Source organism: Synergistaceae bacterium, assembly GCA_017443945.1.
Taxonomy (GTDB): domain Bacteria; phylum Synergistota; class Synergistia; order Synergistales; family Aminobacteriaceae; genus JAFUXM01.
On record JAFSXS010000052.1, the window covers coordinates 55,346 to 70,322 of the forward strand.

The following is a 14,977-nucleotide window of genomic DNA, read 5'->3' on the forward strand; positions in this document are numbered from 1 at the left end:
CGCCTCCGAAATTATAACAAACTTGAAAATTTTGGGTCTCAGCGCAGGAGCAACCCCAAACGATATTCATGCAGCTTTTAGAAAATTGGCGCGCGAACTTCATCCGGATATAACAGGCTCTAAGAGTGATTTTCGATTCAAACAAGTAACTGGGGCATATTCACTCCTGAAAAATTTAGCTCCCGAAGAACTTGCGGCAATTACTCCGGCACAAACGCGCGAAAAAGTAATTAACCATGAGACCGGCAAAATTAACGCGATTCTTGACAAGTACAGCCACGAAATAAAAAATTATTACGCGAATCACTCAAGCACAGAAGGACTTGACATAAACGCAATTTTATTCAGGCTTAAATCTCATAATCCCAGAATCATAAATATTGCATTGAAGCATTCAGGAAGATTCGCTAATAAATTAGAATTTCGGCGCGCATTATGTGAAGTCCTGAAGAGTGATAATTTAAACGAGGAGACAGCAAGACTCGCCGGTTCACTCCCGTTTGATGACAACACACGCAGGCAGTTAGCATTTGACTCGGCCTCGAACGCTGCAAATTTTCCCGCAGGTCTGATAATTAATTTAATCGCAAATGATATAGACTTGATGGAAAAATTTTTATTGTTCGTGTCGCCTGAAAATGTAAGCGTGATATTAAGACGCTGGCCAAACGGTAAAATCATAAATTCAGGCGTGATACGGCATTTGTTAAGCTCTGACGACGAAAAAATTTTAGTCCCGTTATTGTCAACTGCAAAAATTAAATTTCCCGGCGCATTATTGCCCCATAAACGAAGACTCGCAGCTCTTGAGACTCACCCGTCGGCAGCTGTTCGGGCATGGGCGAAAAATTTTGTATAATTAAAAAATTTCCAGTAATCTAATATAATAAGTGCGTTGTTACATAAACGAAGGCTCGCAGATATTAGGGCAAAAAAATTTGTATAAAGGAGTCAATCACAATAAATGATTAAAGATTTTCCCGCAAAAATTGAATCAATCCCGCAAATAATAGATTTCATAGACTCTCACATGAACACCGGCAAGAAATCTCTGCAAACAAAAATATTGACAGAAGAATGTATTAATAAATTGCTCGAACACGCTGACTCCGACGCTAAAATTATACGAGTCAGAATAAATAAATTTCTCGGCAATCTTCACATTGATATTTACGTTAATGGCGAAAATTTCGACTTCCGGAAAAATTTAACTCTCGGCGTTGATTTGGCAAATTCTGATATGTCAATAGAGACATCCGAAGCAATATCTAACTTACTTATAAAATCTCTTGCAGACAAATTAACTTATTCCCATCACAACGGCGTAAATAAAATAAGAATCACTATTGCAAATAAATCGCCGTATACAATGCTTTATTACACGTTATTTGCTATTGTTGCTGCGATAATAACGGGTCTTATCATGAAAAATTTTGCTGATTCTGAGACTTGCAGGAACTTCAACGATTATATTTTATCGCCTGTGCGTGAAATTTTTATGGACGGCCTTAAATTATGTTCAGTAGGAATTATATTTTTCTCGATTGCCTCATGTATTACAAATTTGGGCGGAATGTCAGATTTAAAAAAGGTCGGCGGCGTACTAATTATTTGCTTTATCGTCATGCACATTATATCAGCTTTTGCCGGCGTGGGAGCTTTTTACGCGTTTAAACCGATTACTACAGTTCATGCAGTATCAAATCAGGTCAATAATATAAATACTGTGAGTAACAATGCCGAAATTACGCTAATTAATTTTATTGCGAATCTGATTCCTGAAAATATTGTCAGACCGTTTTTAGAGAGTCAAATGCTGCAATTAATAGTACTTGGGATTCTAATTGGTTATGCTGCGGGGGCTGCAGGTGCGAGTTTGTTCAGGCAATTTATAGACGAGTGCAATAATATTTTCATGAAGATTATAGGTATATTCATAAAACTTATTCCTCTGGTCGTGTTCTGCTCGATTACTTCAATGTTTCTGACTATAGGCGGACAAGTAATGATCTCATTATTAGGGCTTGTTATCACAAATTTTGCGATTCAAATTATAGTCATGATATTATTCTTTGCTGTTGTAGTTATTACGTGCCGTCTTAACCCTGCAAAAATTTTCGTGAAGTCGCTTCAAATGTTGATAACTGCATTCACTACCTGTTCGACAAATGCATCTATACCAGAAAGCATTACAGCCGCTCAAAAAATGGGAGTTGACTCAAAAATTTATTCGTTCTCGATTCCATTAAGCACTGCACTAAACAAAGCTGGCGTTACTCTTGAACTGCTTCTGAATACTATTGCAATTTCTTATATGTTCGGTGTAGATGTTTCATTTCACAAGATGTTATCTATGATTTTACCGGCGATTATATTCAATATTGCGTCTCCCGGTATTGCTGGCGGTGTAACTATTACATTTGCTGCCCTTATTGCTATGCTTGGCGCGCCGTCTGATTCAATAGCACTCTATATAGCAATGGATCCGATTATTGATATGTTTGTGACTCCGGTTATATGTTTTGGCAATATTTTAGTGACTCTATTTACGGCGAGTCATACAGGAATGATTGACAGAAAAATTTTTAATTCGTGATAAAAAAATTTGCATTTTTGCGCATGTGATAATATAATAGCCTCTGTTGCTTACGACGAATCGCTAGCTCAGTCGGTAGAGCACCGGACTTTTAATCCGGGTGTCGGGGGTTCAAGTCCCCCGCGATTCATCAGCAAAATACTTCTTGGTCCCATCGTCTAGAGGCCGAGGACACAGCCCTTTCAAGGCTGCGGCGCGGGTTCGAATCCCGCTGGGACCGTTACAGAATCTCTCACGCAAATTAATTCATTCACGCAATATAATAAATAACCGCTCAATTTCCGCAATCAAGCGGCCATAATCGTGCGTTATTTGTTAAAGTTTAATTTTTCCTTGATGGTCTCGATTAAATTTTTCGTAGTCTCACCAGTTCCGAACTCGTCAAGAATTACACCGAATGCTTTGCGTAATAAACGTTTGCCGGACGCTGAAAGGGGCTTATCATTTACTGTCGGTTCTTGTGCGGGCTCCTGTTCGATATATTCTGCTACTTCACGCATTATTTCACTGTGAGATTTACATTTTTCGATAGCGGCATTGTATTTCTCGATGTCTGATTTTGCATTAAGTATTTCGCCCTCAAGCTGCTGTTTTCGTTCGTCGTCGTGATAGAGTCCCTCGTCGAGCCTGTATTGATTATCGTCGATTATTTTCTCTGAGTCAGAAATTTTCTTGAGGCTGCTTCTGATTGCGGCGGCCTTCTTGTAGATTCCTGATAATTTCGCAAAAATATTCTTCATCGCTGACTCAAATGCTGCACGGGCTGAATTTTCCTTCAGATATTCGCGGCTTGTGTTAGGGATTAACGCTCTTGACACGCAGAATAATTCACCGGCGAAATAATGTATTGCTTTCTCTTCGGGAAATAAATTTTGTAAAGTGTCTTCGTCGCCGATTTGTATATTATCTTTACGGAGCCTGATACTTCGCATTTTGCAGTTTTCCTTGATTACAGCCTTGAATGATGACAAACTGTACCACATCCACGCAAATAAATTATTGTCTTTATCGCGAATGTCTAAAAATTTTATGCTCCTGATACTGTCATCGCCGTTTGATGTCGTAAATTCAGGCTTGTAGGGCTTGAATAACTGCTCATTGTTCAGGAAAATTTTATATACGTCGATTTTGAGTCCGAGTCCCTCCGCGTGCTGGTGGATCTGCGACATGAACGGCGCGAAAGTCTCTGCATACGGTAAAGGCGCAATAAATGCAAGATAATTTTTTACCCCGTCAACGTCAAGCAAATAGTTGTGTTCTTCGCTTATTCCGTCAAGTTCTGCGATAAAATAATGTCCGTCTGTATCATCTGTAAAATCTTGCGAAAATTTATAAATCTGCTTCAAGACTTCATCAGCCGTCAATTTTTCTGTGCTCGAAGTCAACTCACGCATTAAAGCTGCATCGCAAGTTAAACGCGAAATCACCTGCTCGCCATTGAACTTGGCCGTAAATGTCAGAGTCTTACAGCAGGAAAGGCCGCAAAGTCTCCCGATACCGCGAAAACCTTTATCAACGTCTTTATTTTTCTCGGAGGCCGCTATACTTCCAAGAAGGCGCGCGAAATCATCAGCTTTGACTCCTGCTGCGTTGTCCTCAATTTTTATATTGCTGGAGTCCTTGTCGATAAAAATATTTATGCAGCCTTGATCCCTGCTCGAAAAAATATTTTCCCTGACTGCATTGTCAATCGAGTCGCACGCGTTCTGTATGTACTCGCGAAAAATTGACCATGAGGTTTTATACAGTGCTTCCGTCAAGCTCTCAAGGGCATTTGCTCCGATAATATAATCGCTCATAAAAAATTTCTCCTTCCTGATTTAATCATTAAATTGCTTATAAACCGGTTTCGGAAATCTCACGCGCAAAAGAGTCCTAAAAATTGGATTCTGTATCAAGTACTCGCCCTGTTCAAGACGCGTTAAAATATTCTTGTAGGTGCTTGGGAAATTGCTGTAGTCATGATTTCCGGCTTCGAGCGCATTACTTCGGCCATAAGCATTTGTCGCGCAGTTTCCTGTTACTCGCGGATGAATCGCAGATCTAAATTGTTCAGCACCGAATAAAATTACTCCCATAGATCTCCCGCGTTCGGCAACGTCTAAAAGCTCGTGCAAAATGGGTGAACTTCTTGCAACATCTTTCGAGGCATATTTATTAAGCTCGTCAATGAAGATTATTATTTTTTCGGGAGGATTCAAACCTTCATAGCTGCCCAGTTTTAAATTATAAATTGTCTTTAGTGCATCGCCGAAAACAAATGCCTGTTTGCTGCTGTCAAGTTTGGAAATGTCTATTACTTTGACTTCTCCGGGCTGTATCTGCCTTAACTCTTCAGAAAGCCTGCATTCATCTTTTGCGCTTGAACGCCTTGACTCAGATTTAAACATTTCATCATATTTTATAAACGTGTTAATGAGCCTGTAAAATTTTTGCCAGCTTACAGTTTTGATTCCTCCGTCAGCTTTTGTGGCACCTATCGAGAAATCATGTATAGTTTTAAGCAGCTGATCCCATGTTCTTACGCCTCTAAAATCGGGGTCTTCGTCGTCCATTATCTTGCTTATAATAGACTCCGTTGTCTGGTAAGAGTCATCTATGTCAGCAAATAGCATTTCTATACGTCCGCGATCATATTCGTATAAATATTTAAATTTTTTGAGCTTCTTATCTGCAATATACCGCTTTATATCATCATCAGGCAAATACGAGCTTGATTTACTTTCTCTGTATGGGATGTAATAGCTGACGTTTGTGAAGGGCTTTGCTGTTAGTCCGATAGTTTCATATTCTTTGCGCTCACTCTCTGTTAAATCGTCGTTGGGCTGGTCTATTGCCATTAAATCGCGTCCCTTAACGTTAAATATTACAAATGAGACGTTATCGCCGTTCAACTGCTCTTGAATCGCCTTCAATAAGAACATTGAGTAAGAAGTCTTTGCAGCGAGTCCCGAAATTCCCGAAATATTCAAGTGCGCGCCATCAGGGCCGAGAACAAATTTTGAATCCAGATTTACAGGTAAAGAAAGCTCGCTTTTAGTCCCCGCATACATTGTGATATAACCGCATGTTAAAGGCTTCTGAATCTTATCGAGTCCAAGCGCAGTATTAATTTCTTCGGCTGAAGCAAGATAAACGGGCGCATTATTCCGGACTGGGGTATAAAATTTTCGAGTGTTCATTATTACATTTGCTGTGATGCAGTTCATTTCGACTCGTTCTGTCGGTGCCTCTGCTTTGAGATTCCCGAAATCGTTAGAAATATAACCCGTCAAAAAACTTGATGAGTCAGTTATGTGCGAAATATTTTCTATGCTCCCGTAAGTGTAAGACCCGCCGATATGTTCAACTTTTATAATATCGAATGCATGAATAGGAAGTGTTGAGCTTGTCCAGAAAATAAATTTGTCCATCGTTGTAGGGCTGGACTCTGTTGCTATTACCCTGCCGATAATACTTTTTGCTGCCAATGCAAATTACCTCCTGTTAAAAATTTTTAGAATATCTGCAAGAAAGTTTTTGCGCTGATATATTTTGATTTAATATACTGTTCTGTCAAATATGACGGATAAATATAATTTGCCCAGTTCGAGTCTTTGCCCATACAGACGGGGCTGCGTTCGTTGAGCATAAATGCGCTTAATTTGTTAATTTCTTGAGTCGTTATAGATTCAGTGTCGGACGATAAAATTTTTTCGAGCTTTATTACTCCGTCAAATACTGAATGAGTGCGCCTCTTGTCATGCATTCTCAAGTACCAGACAATAATTTTTTTGTCGCCTAAGATTTCGGGATTCGTGAATAATGCCGCCTGAGTCCTGTTATATAAGGGCAATTCAGCAATATAAAGCGGGTCGGGCTGTCCGTGAGAATTTATGCAGATTTCGGGATTAAAATTTTTCACGACTCCCAGAACGTAATTATAATTGTTAGAGTCAACATCTTTTGCGTAAAGGCTTTCGAGAGTCCCGTCTTTGACTAAATAATTTGTGTCTGATAATAAATTTTTTTCCGTGAGATATTCTATTAATTTGATCTCGTAGCTTCTTGAACGCGATAAAATTTTATCTCTTGCTCGATCGTCTAATAATTTTGTTCCAGCGTCTAAAGTCGAATAATTCAGCACGACAGAAATTTTTAAATCGCCGGATAATGAGTCATTTAATTTTTGCTTGAGTTCCGAGAAAAATTTTTTCTGCCCGTCAAAATTTGCTACGTCTGGAAGAGCTATTACTATTTCATGTTGATATATGAAGGGTAATAATTTTTTTGCTGTTCTTTTGCAGCAGGCGACTCCGATTTGGCCGGCTATTATGGGATAAATTTTTTGTGAGTAAACAATGTCGTCAACTTTGTAATTTTGTCTTGCGCTGTCGATGAAATAATTTAAAATCTGCTTGTCTGAACGTGATAATTTTTCGCTTTCTGACTTAATGTCTATATATTTTGTGTCTGTTGAAGATTCTGCGTTCCTGAGCCAAACGCCGCCGGAGGAGTCTTCGTTTTCTTGTTCATGCTCTAATGAGTCAGCGCTAATTTTTTCGACTCTGTAGCTTGAGCCGTGAGTCTCACGTTCTATAATGTCAATTAATCCGCTGTGAGTCATGAAATTTTCTCCTGTTTTGATTTCGATAGGATTAAATTATTATAACATAGAAATTTTTAGTGATATAATAATTCGCAACTTCCCATAAACTTTATGAATCAAAGAAAAATATTTTACTAATACTTTTGCTAATACAAAAAATTTAAATTTTTATGGTTGCAGCAAATATTTACGCTGGAAAAAATTTTTATAACGTGCGAAAAAATTTACGCGGCTGTATGTTCGATACATTTAAATATTCTGTAAAAACTTTTGCATAAACGCGACTCCAGACTATAAACCGGGTGGGTGGGTGGGATTAACCAATTAAAACTCGGACTCAGAATCCTCTGTGAAGTTACGAAATATGAGAAAATGTTTTCTTGCTACGACCAATCGGCACTGTTTGCAAAAAAGGTTTTCGCTTTTGCCTTTGCCTGTATAGATTTAAAGTGTTTTCAGTATAATTATGCGCAAAAAATAGGGAAGGACTCAATCCCTCCCTTAAAGTATCGCATAAAAATTTTATTCATTTATTCGAACGAGAAAATTAATTCTCCTGCTTTAACGTCAATATTTACACGAGTCTTTTCTCGGATTCCTCCGGCAATTAATGCACGCGCTAATTTCGTTTCTACATTGTGAGTGATATAACGCTTCAACGGCCTTGCACCGTAAACAGGATCATAACCTGCCGACGCGATAAAGGCCAATGCTTCATCAGAAAAATTTAATTCGATCTGACGTTCTGCGAGCCTCTCTGACAAACGGGAAAGCAAAATTTTCACGATTGATTTCACTTCATCCTGCGTCAATGGCTTAAAGAATACTATATCATCAACTCTATTCAGAAATTCCGGCCTAAAATGTTCCCTCAATGCCTGCATAACTTCCTCGCGCGCTGATAATGCAATAGTATCGCCTACAATATTATCAAGCAAAATCTGCGAGCCTATATTACTTGTCATGATAATAACTGTATTCTTGAAGTCTACTAAATGGCCGTGAGAGTCTGTTATTCTGCCGTCGTCCAAAACTTGCAGCAAAATATTAAACACGTCCGGATGAGCCTTCTCGATCTCGTCAAATAATATAACGCTGTAGGGTCTGCGCCTGACTGCTTCTGTTAATTGTCCGCCCTCGTCGTAACCTACATAGCCGGGGGGTGCTCCTACTAAACGCGAGACAGAATGTTTCTCCATATATTCGCTCATATCGATACGAATCATATTTTCTTCGCTGTCAAAGAGTGCTTCTGCGAGAGTCCTTGCGAGTTCAGTTTTTCCGACTCCTGTTGGCCCTAAGAATATAAATGAACCGATCGGGCGCTTTGGATCCTTTATTCCGCTTCGTGCGCGCAAAACTGCATCGGCTACGAGATTTACAGCTTCGTTTTGACCCACGACTCTTTTGTGTAAAATTTCGTCGAGCTTTAATAATTTTTCGCGTTCACCCTCTAATAACCGCGTTACAGGAATACCAGTCCAGCGGCTTACGATGTCGGCGATTTCGTCTTCTGTTACTTCTTCACGTAATAATTTCTTGCTGTCTGAGTCTGATTCTGATTTAACTTTCTCGGCAGCCTTTAATGACTCTTCTAATTCGCGCAATTTTCCATAACGTAATTCAGCAGCTTTGTTCAAATTATATTCACGTTCGGCGCGTTCGATTTCTGATTTAACGTTTTCGATCTGCGAGCGTAAATCCCTGATTCCGGAAATAGATTTTTTCTCGGCCTCATATTTTGCGCGTAAAGTATCAGCCTGCGTGCGTGCCTCCTGTAATTCTTCCTGCAATTTTTCGAGTCTTTCTTTGGAAGCGTCGTCGCTCTCGTGCTTTAATGCTGTCTCCTCGATTTCTAACTGCATAACTTTTCTTGATGCTGCGTCGAGTTCTGAAGGCTGCGAGTCAATTTCCGTGCGCAACATTGCACATGCTTCATCGACTAAATCAATTGCTTTATCTGGCAAAAATCTATTTGTTATATAACGATTCGAGAGTACAGCCGCACTCACAAGCGCATTATCACGAATTACGACTCCGTGATGAACTTGCAATTTTTCACGAATCCCGCGCAAAATTGAAATTGTATCCTCGACTGAAGGCTGTTCAACGTCAACAGGCTGGAATCTTCGGGCAAGTGCTGCGTCTTTCTCGATATATTTGCGATATTCATCAACTGTAGTTGCGCCTATACAGTGAAGTTCACCGCGTGCGAGCATAGGTTTTAACATGTTGCCTGCGTCGACTGCTCCTTCTGCTGCACCTGCTCCGACTATAGTGTGAAGTTCATCGATAAATAATAAGATTCGTCCGTCAGAGTTCTTTATCTCGTTTAGTACGGCTTTGAGTCGTTCTTCAAATTCACCGCGATATTTTGCACCCGCAATTAATGACCCCATATCAAGAGCAAAAACTGTACGATCCTTCAAGCCTTCGGGAACATCACCGCGCACGATTCTTTGTGCAAGACCTTCAACTATTGCTGTTTTACCGACTCCGGGATCGCCGATTAAGACGGGATTATTTTTTGTTTTGCGCGATAAAATTCTGATTACGCGTCTAATTTCGTCATCACGTCCGATAACGGGATCTAATTTTCCGTTTTTAGCAGCTTCTACTAAATCGCGGCCGTATTTTTCTAGTGCTTGATATGTTGCTTCAGGGTCTGCGCTTTGGACTCTTTGTGAGCCGCGTACAGAATTTAGAGTCTGTAAAAATTTTTCTTCTGTAATGCCCAGCCGTGAAAAGATTCTGCCTGAAGGTGTATTACTGCCTTCACTCAACATAGCTAAAAATATATGTTCGACTGATGTATATTCGTCTTTGAGAGATTTTGCGCGTTCGTCTGCACGATTTAATAAACGTTCGAGTCTTTGAGTGATGTAAATTTTTCCTTCCTCGACGCCCGAACCTGTAACTCTAGGCAATTTCGATAATTCGTCGTCTACAGATTTTGCGAGCGCACTTGTATTCACTCCCATACGCTTTAATAGTTGATTAATCAAGCCTTCTGAATCTTTTAACAATGCTGCTAATAAATGTTCTGTATCTACCTGCTGATGATTATATTCTGATGCTATTGCGCTTGCCTGCTGTAGTGCTTCTTGACTCTTGCGTGTTAATTTCTCTGCTGCCATAATTTGTTCACTCCTTTAACTTTTACTGACGAAAGATTTTAAGTCAGAGTAAAAATTTTGCATGAGTATTTTGACGGCTTATTTTATCCCTCCCGCTAACCCCCCCCCCCCCCCCCCGGCCCCCCTCCCAACCCCGAGGGGGGAGAAAAAATTATTACATTTGCTATAAACTATGCTTGAATGTATATTATTATTTACAAAAATTTTATCAGAAGGAGAAATTATCACATGAGCAACAAATTAGTAGCTTATTTCTCAGCAAGCGGCACAACAGGCAATATCGCAAAAAAATTAGCTGAATCAATCGGCGCAGACTTATACGAGATCAAACCTGCAGTAAAATATACAAGCGCAGATTTAAACTGGAATAACAGAAGTTCCCGTAGCAGTATCGAAATGCGCGACAAGTCATCACGTCCCGAACTCGCAGACAAGAACGCAAAAATTTCCGGCCATGATGTTATTTTTCTGGGCTTCCCAATTTGGTGGTACGTTGCACCGACGATAATTAACACTTTTCTCGAAAGCTACGATTTTACGGGCAAGAAAATTATTTTATTCGCTACATCGGGCGGATCGGGATTCGGTCAGGCCGTCGCAGGTTTACAGCCAAGCGCACCGGGGGCAAAAATTGTCGAGGGAAAATTATTTAACCGTTCTGTCAGTCCTGATGAGTTAAAGAAGTGGGCAGAAAGTTTTTAGAAATTTCTTGCGGGCGTGAGTTCTCTTGCGCTCGTTTTTGTTATTAACATGAGAACCGGCAATTTATTCACAAAAGTTAACCGCACTAATGATGAATTTCTCGAAATACTTTTTTCGGGCAATAGTAATTTCAGAGTCGAGCGCATTGTATCAGAGGGTCATATTTCGCCGCAAAATTTCTGGTACGATCAAAATGAGTCTGAATTTGTCGCGGTCCTGCAGGGAAATGCAAAATTAGAGTTCGAGAATAAAATTTTAGAGCTTACCCCCGGCGATTGGGTGATAATTCCTCCTCACGAGAAGCACAGAGTAATTTATACATCGATTGAGCCTGCTTGTGTGTGGCTGGCCGTTTTTGGTGTAGAATAAGAATACTAAATTTTTCAACAAAGGGAGCTGTCATAACATGAAGAAAAAATTATTTTGCGCGGTTATTATTGCGTTAATTATGGCCGGCTGTGCGTCTAGTGCTGTGATATTCTCAACAAGAATCGGCTATTTGACACGATTAAACACTGATGAAGAAAATTTCAGGGGTATTATAACGAATGCTCACAGGACAAGCGACTGGTCAATTTTCACGTCAAATCATGAAATGTTCGGAGTAAAATTTTATAATTCACTAATAGCAATGCAAATGGCTCTTGAGGCTAACGAAATTGACGAGATGGCATTACCCGAAATGACAGCAAGCTATGTAGTTCACATGAATCCCGATTTAGAAGTCTGCTGTGCTGCACATTCGCATATACCGATGAGTCTTGCGTTCGGTTTCATGGAAAAATCTAGGCCGCTGCTCGAAAAATTCAATAAAGCTATAAGAGACATGGAATTAGATTTTACGCTTGCAAATCTTCAGGGAGAATATATAAATAACTCAGATAATTATACGCCCGTAAAATTTGCAAGATTCCCCGGAGCTGACACTATAAGAGTCGCTGTAACGGGTGATTTGCCGCCTGTTGATTTTGTTGCGCCGGACGGTAATCCAGCAGGATATAATACGGCCTTACTCGCTGAAATAGGCAGACGAATCAAAGCTAATATCGAAATAATTCACGTAGAAGCAGGAAGCAGAACAGTTGCATTAACTTCAGGACGCGCAGACGTAGCATTTTGGTACGAGACCACGCAAATTTCTGATATTAAACTTGATGCTCCCGACGGTGTATTATTGTCAGAGCCTTATTACAGCTGGAACACGTTTTTACATATACGCAAAAAATTAAGGCGTTAATAATGTATAATACTTGCAATTAAATTTATTTATGAAACGAGGTATTTATTTAACCATGAAAAAATTATTATGTGCTTTGCTCGCAGTTATGTTGATGGCCAGCTGCGTTTTTGCTGCTGATTTTCTCAGAGTCGGCGAAATCACAAAATTAAATATCACCCCTGAAGATTTTAATAAATTAGTCTATGGGATTCCGACGGCAAAATCTATGGAATTCAGAAATAAACCTGCACCCGACGGAAGAGTTACAAAATTTTATGATTCATTAACGACTCTAGTATTAGCACTCAATCGGGGAGAAGTTGATGAAATTCTACTGCCGAAAGATGTAGCTAATTATGTACTTAGAAATACTGATAATTTAGAACTCTCAGCGATTAATCACATAATCCCGAATTATTTATCAATGGGCTTCAAAGACGACGAGAACGGACAGAAATTAAAATCTGTGTTCAATAGTGCGTTAATCAACCTTGAGAATAACGGAAAACTCGCAGCCCTGAAAAATTTATACATCACTGAACCGGGATTCGGCGAACCTGAAAGCGTACAGCTCGGCAAATTTGACGGTGCGCAAACAATCAAAGTAGCAGTAACAGGAGACTTGCCCCCGATCGATTTTATTGCAGAAGACGGAGTCCCCGCAGGTTTTAATACAGCAGTACTCGCAGAAGCCGCAAAAATCGCGAAAATTAATGTTGAACTCGTAAATATTGACTCAACAGCAAGAGCAGCAGCACTCGTATCAGGCCGCGTTGATGTAGTTTTCTGGTTTCAGTCAATACCGGTCGGAAATGTTGACGTACCTGAGGGAATAATTTTGTCAGAGCCTTATTATACTTGGACAGAAATGTATTCGCTCAGGAAAAAATAAAAATTTTATGCAGTTTATCGCGGTCTTGTGATTTAATCATGAGGCCGTTTTTTTTTGCGCGCTTATTGAAGTATAATAATTGTTGATTATCCATGAGTAATAAATCTTAATGAAGAGAGGTCGTTTGCAGTGAAAAAATTATTATGTGCATTGCTTGCAGTTATGTTATTTGCGGGTGCAGTCTACGCGGAGGGCGGCAAAATCGGCGTTCTTGCAAAATTAAACATGAGTGAGGCAGAATTTAGCAAACTCGTTGAAGAAGGCAGCAAAAACGGAAGAGCACTAAAATTTTCGTCGGGCGTAGAAATTCCCGGAGAGGCTTATATTTTCTATGACTCGTTAATGTCGCTGTTACTTGCACTCAACGCCGGAGAAGTCAACGAGATTCATTTGCCCGAAGACGTTGCAGATTATGTCTTGAACGTTAACGACGCTTACAAAATTTCGAGCATAACTCGCATGACATCAAATTTTTATTTATCGTTCGGATTTAGGGCAGGCGATTCACCGGCTCTGCGAAACAGTTTTAACGAGGCTTTAATGTCAATGAAGGCAGACGGCACAATCTCAATACTTCAGACAAAATATATTTCAGACGCAGGACTTGACGCTCCCGAACCCGTAAAATTTGAGCATTACGACAACGTAGATAAAACTATAAAAGTAGCAGTAACAGGAGACATGCCCCCGATAGATTTTATTGCAGAAGACGGAACCCCGGCAGGCTTTAATACTGCTGTTCTTGCTGAAATCGGAAAGCGTTTAAAGATTAATATCGAGCTCGTAAATATTGACTCAGGTGCTCGTGCTGCTGCCTTAGCTTCGGGACGTGTTGATGCAGTTTTCTGGTTTATGGCTCTCAAAGGCGCGTCAGTTCATGCAGATGTCCCGGAAAGTATCACGCTTTCTGAGCCTTATTACAGCTGGAATGAAATTTTATCGCTCGTCAAGAAATAAATTATTGACTCGAATATAATTATTGCGGCACTGGAATAAAATTTTTCTGGGAGCCGCATTTTTTGTACATTAAGGAGGAATCATAAATTAATGCAGAGACTTTTTTTAACGCCGTCAGAAATCGCAGACGAAGCAATTAAATCAGGTTACAAGAAGGCAAATTTAACTATCACGAAGCAATTAACGCTCGGAATATTGGCAGGAGCTTTTATCGCATTCGGTGCGCAGGGTGCAAATATGGCCGTTCACGCGATAAATAATCCGGGACTCGCAAAATTAATCGCGGGTTTAATATTTCCGGCGGGCTTAATAATGGTAGTCATTGCGGGTGCTGAATTATTCACGGGAAATTCTTTAATGATTATGGCACTAGCTGACAGGCAGATAACTTTTTTGCAGTTATTGCGTTCATGGGTAGTGGTTTATGTCGGGAATCTTATCGGAAGTGTATTAATCGCATATTTTGTCGCAAAGTCCGGGCAATTTGATTTTAACGGTGGCCAGCTGGGAAATTTTACAATTAACACTGCGCTGGCGAAAATTAATTTATCATTTATGCAGGCATTTATACGCGGTATATTATGCAACTGGCTTGTGTGTCTTGCTGTGTGGATGTCGTACGGCTCTGATGACTTAACCGGCAAAGTTTTAGTTATATTTTTCCCGATTTTATTATTTGTTGCGTCAGGCTTTGAACACAGTATAGCTAACATGTATTACATTCCGGCGGGGATATTTGCTGACACTCAAAATATTATAAGCTGGTCTGCAATGTTCACGAAAAATTTAATTCCTGTAACTTTGGGAAATATTGTAGGCGGAGCGTTTTTTGTCGGGATAATTTACAAGTTTGCATATAACTCATAAAAAAATTTTCCCCTGTATG

The 14,977-nt window shown here is 39.9% G+C and carries 12 protein-coding genes and 2 tRNA genes; 10 read left to right on the forward strand and 4 right to left on the reverse strand.

Annotation, left to right across the window (positions count from 1 at the left end):
- Positions 1-22 precede the first annotated feature (22 nt).
- From IJT21_05280 to IJT21_05295, 4 genes are all read left to right on the forward strand, one after another.
- Positions 23-859: a J domain-containing protein gene (locus IJT21_05280; protein MBQ7577663.1), complete on the forward strand. Its 837-nt coding sequence runs from the start codon at positions 23-25 to the stop codon at positions 857-859.
- Between the two features lie 105 nt (positions 860-964).
- Positions 965-2,596: a dicarboxylate/amino acid:cation symporter gene (locus IJT21_05285; GenBank protein ID MBQ7577664.1), complete on the forward strand. Its 1,632-nt coding sequence runs from the start codon at positions 965-967 to the stop codon at positions 2,594-2,596.
- 57 nt (positions 2,597-2,653) lie between these two features.
- Positions 2,654-2,726, forward strand: a tRNA-Lys gene (locus IJT21_05290).
- 17 nt (positions 2,727-2,743) lie between these two features.
- Positions 2,744-2,816: transfer RNA gene (locus IJT21_05295), tRNA-Glu, on the forward strand.
- An 88-nt stretch (positions 2,817-2,904) separates the two neighbouring features.
- Here IJT21_05295 and IJT21_05300 read toward each other — a convergent pair.
- The 4 genes from IJT21_05300 to clpB all read right to left on the reverse strand — a co-directional run bounded on the left by IJT21_05300 (position 2,905) and on the right by clpB (position 10,321).
- Positions 2,905-4,395, reverse strand: coding sequence for an ATP-binding protein (locus IJT21_05300; protein ID MBQ7577665.1), 1,491 nt, complete (start codon positions 4,393-4,395; stop codon positions 2,905-2,907).
- A gap of 21 nt (positions 4,396-4,416) precedes the next feature.
- The gene (locus tag IJT21_05305) at positions 4,417-6,066 is read right to left on the reverse strand and encodes an ATP-binding protein (protein ID MBQ7577666.1); all 1,650 of its coding nucleotides are present in this window, start codon (positions 6,064-6,066) and stop codon (positions 4,417-4,419) included.
- Positions 6,067-6,092: 26 nt separating this feature from the next.
- On the reverse strand, positions 6,093-7,202 hold the full coding sequence (locus IJT21_05310; protein MBQ7577667.1) for a hypothetical protein: 1,110 nt from the start codon (positions 7,200-7,202) through the stop codon (positions 6,093-6,095).
- A 512-nt stretch (positions 7,203-7,714) separates the two neighbouring features.
- A complete protein-coding gene (clpB, locus tag IJT21_05315) occupies positions 7,715-10,321 on the reverse strand; it encodes an ATP-dependent chaperone ClpB (protein ID MBQ7577668.1) in 2,607 nt (868 codons plus the stop codon).
- Between the two features lie 228 nt (positions 10,322-10,549).
- On the opposite strand from clpB, the gene IJT21_05320 reads away from it, so the two are divergent.
- The 6 genes from IJT21_05320 to IJT21_05345 all read left to right on the forward strand — a co-directional run bounded on the left by IJT21_05320 (position 10,550) and on the right by IJT21_05345 (position 14,958).
- Positions 10,550-11,023: an NAD(P)H-dependent oxidoreductase gene (locus tag IJT21_05320; GenBank protein ID MBQ7577669.1), complete on the forward strand. Its 474-nt coding sequence runs from the start codon at positions 10,550-10,552 to the stop codon at positions 11,021-11,023.
- 15 nt (positions 11,024-11,038) lie between these two features.
- Positions 11,039-11,392 carry a cupin domain-containing protein gene (locus IJT21_05325; GenBank protein MBQ7577670.1) on the forward strand — a complete coding sequence of 118 codons (354 nt, stop codon included), beginning with the start codon at positions 11,039-11,041 and terminating at the stop codon, positions 11,390-11,392.
- Positions 11,393-11,429: 37 nt separating this feature from the next.
- Complete coding sequence (locus tag IJT21_05330) at positions 11,430-12,260, forward strand: transporter substrate-binding domain-containing protein (GenBank protein MBQ7577671.1); 831 nt, start codon at positions 11,430-11,432, stop codon at positions 12,258-12,260.
- A 55-nt stretch (positions 12,261-12,315) separates the two neighbouring features.
- On the forward strand, positions 12,316-13,134 hold the full coding sequence (locus tag IJT21_05335; GenBank protein MBQ7577672.1) for a transporter substrate-binding domain-containing protein: 819 nt from the start codon (positions 12,316-12,318) through the stop codon (positions 13,132-13,134).
- A gap of 129 nt (positions 13,135-13,263) precedes the next feature.
- Entirely contained in the window at positions 13,264-14,091 is an 828-nt protein-coding gene (locus tag IJT21_05340) for a transporter substrate-binding domain-containing protein (GenBank protein MBQ7577673.1), read from the forward strand.
- A gap of 90 nt (positions 14,092-14,181) precedes the next feature.
- A complete protein-coding gene (locus IJT21_05345; GenBank protein MBQ7577674.1) occupies positions 14,182-14,958 on the forward strand; it encodes a formate/nitrite transporter family protein in 777 nt (258 codons plus the stop codon).
- Positions 14,959-14,977: the final 19 nt, after the last annotated feature.

Coding starts and splice junctions, on each gene's coding strand:
- IJT21_05285 (MBQ7577664.1), top strand. CDS start 965: ATGATTAAAGATTTTCCCGCAAAAATTGAATCAATCCCGCAAATAATA.
- IJT21_05300 (MBQ7577665.1), bottom strand. CDS start 4,395: ATGAGCGATTATATTATCGGAGCAAATGCCCTTGAGAGCTTGACGGAA.
- IJT21_05310 (MBQ7577667.1), bottom strand. CDS start 7,202: ATGACTCACAGCGGATTAATTGACATTATAGAACGTGAGACTCACGGC.
- clpB (MBQ7577668.1), bottom strand. CDS start 10,321: ATGGCAGCAGAGAAATTAACACGCAAGAGTCAAGAAGCACTACAGCAG.
- IJT21_05320 (MBQ7577669.1), top strand. CDS start 10,550: ATGAGCAACAAATTAGTAGCTTATTTCTCAGCAAGCGGCACAACAGGC.
- IJT21_05330 (MBQ7577671.1), top strand. CDS start 11,430: ATGAAGAAAAAATTATTTTGCGCGGTTATTATTGCGTTAATTATGGCC.
- IJT21_05335 (MBQ7577672.1), top strand. CDS start 12,316: ATGAAAAAATTATTATGTGCTTTGCTCGCAGTTATGTTGATGGCCAGC.
- IJT21_05345 (MBQ7577674.1), top strand. CDS start 14,182: ATGCAGAGACTTTTTTTAACGCCGTCAGAAATCGCAGACGAAGCAATT.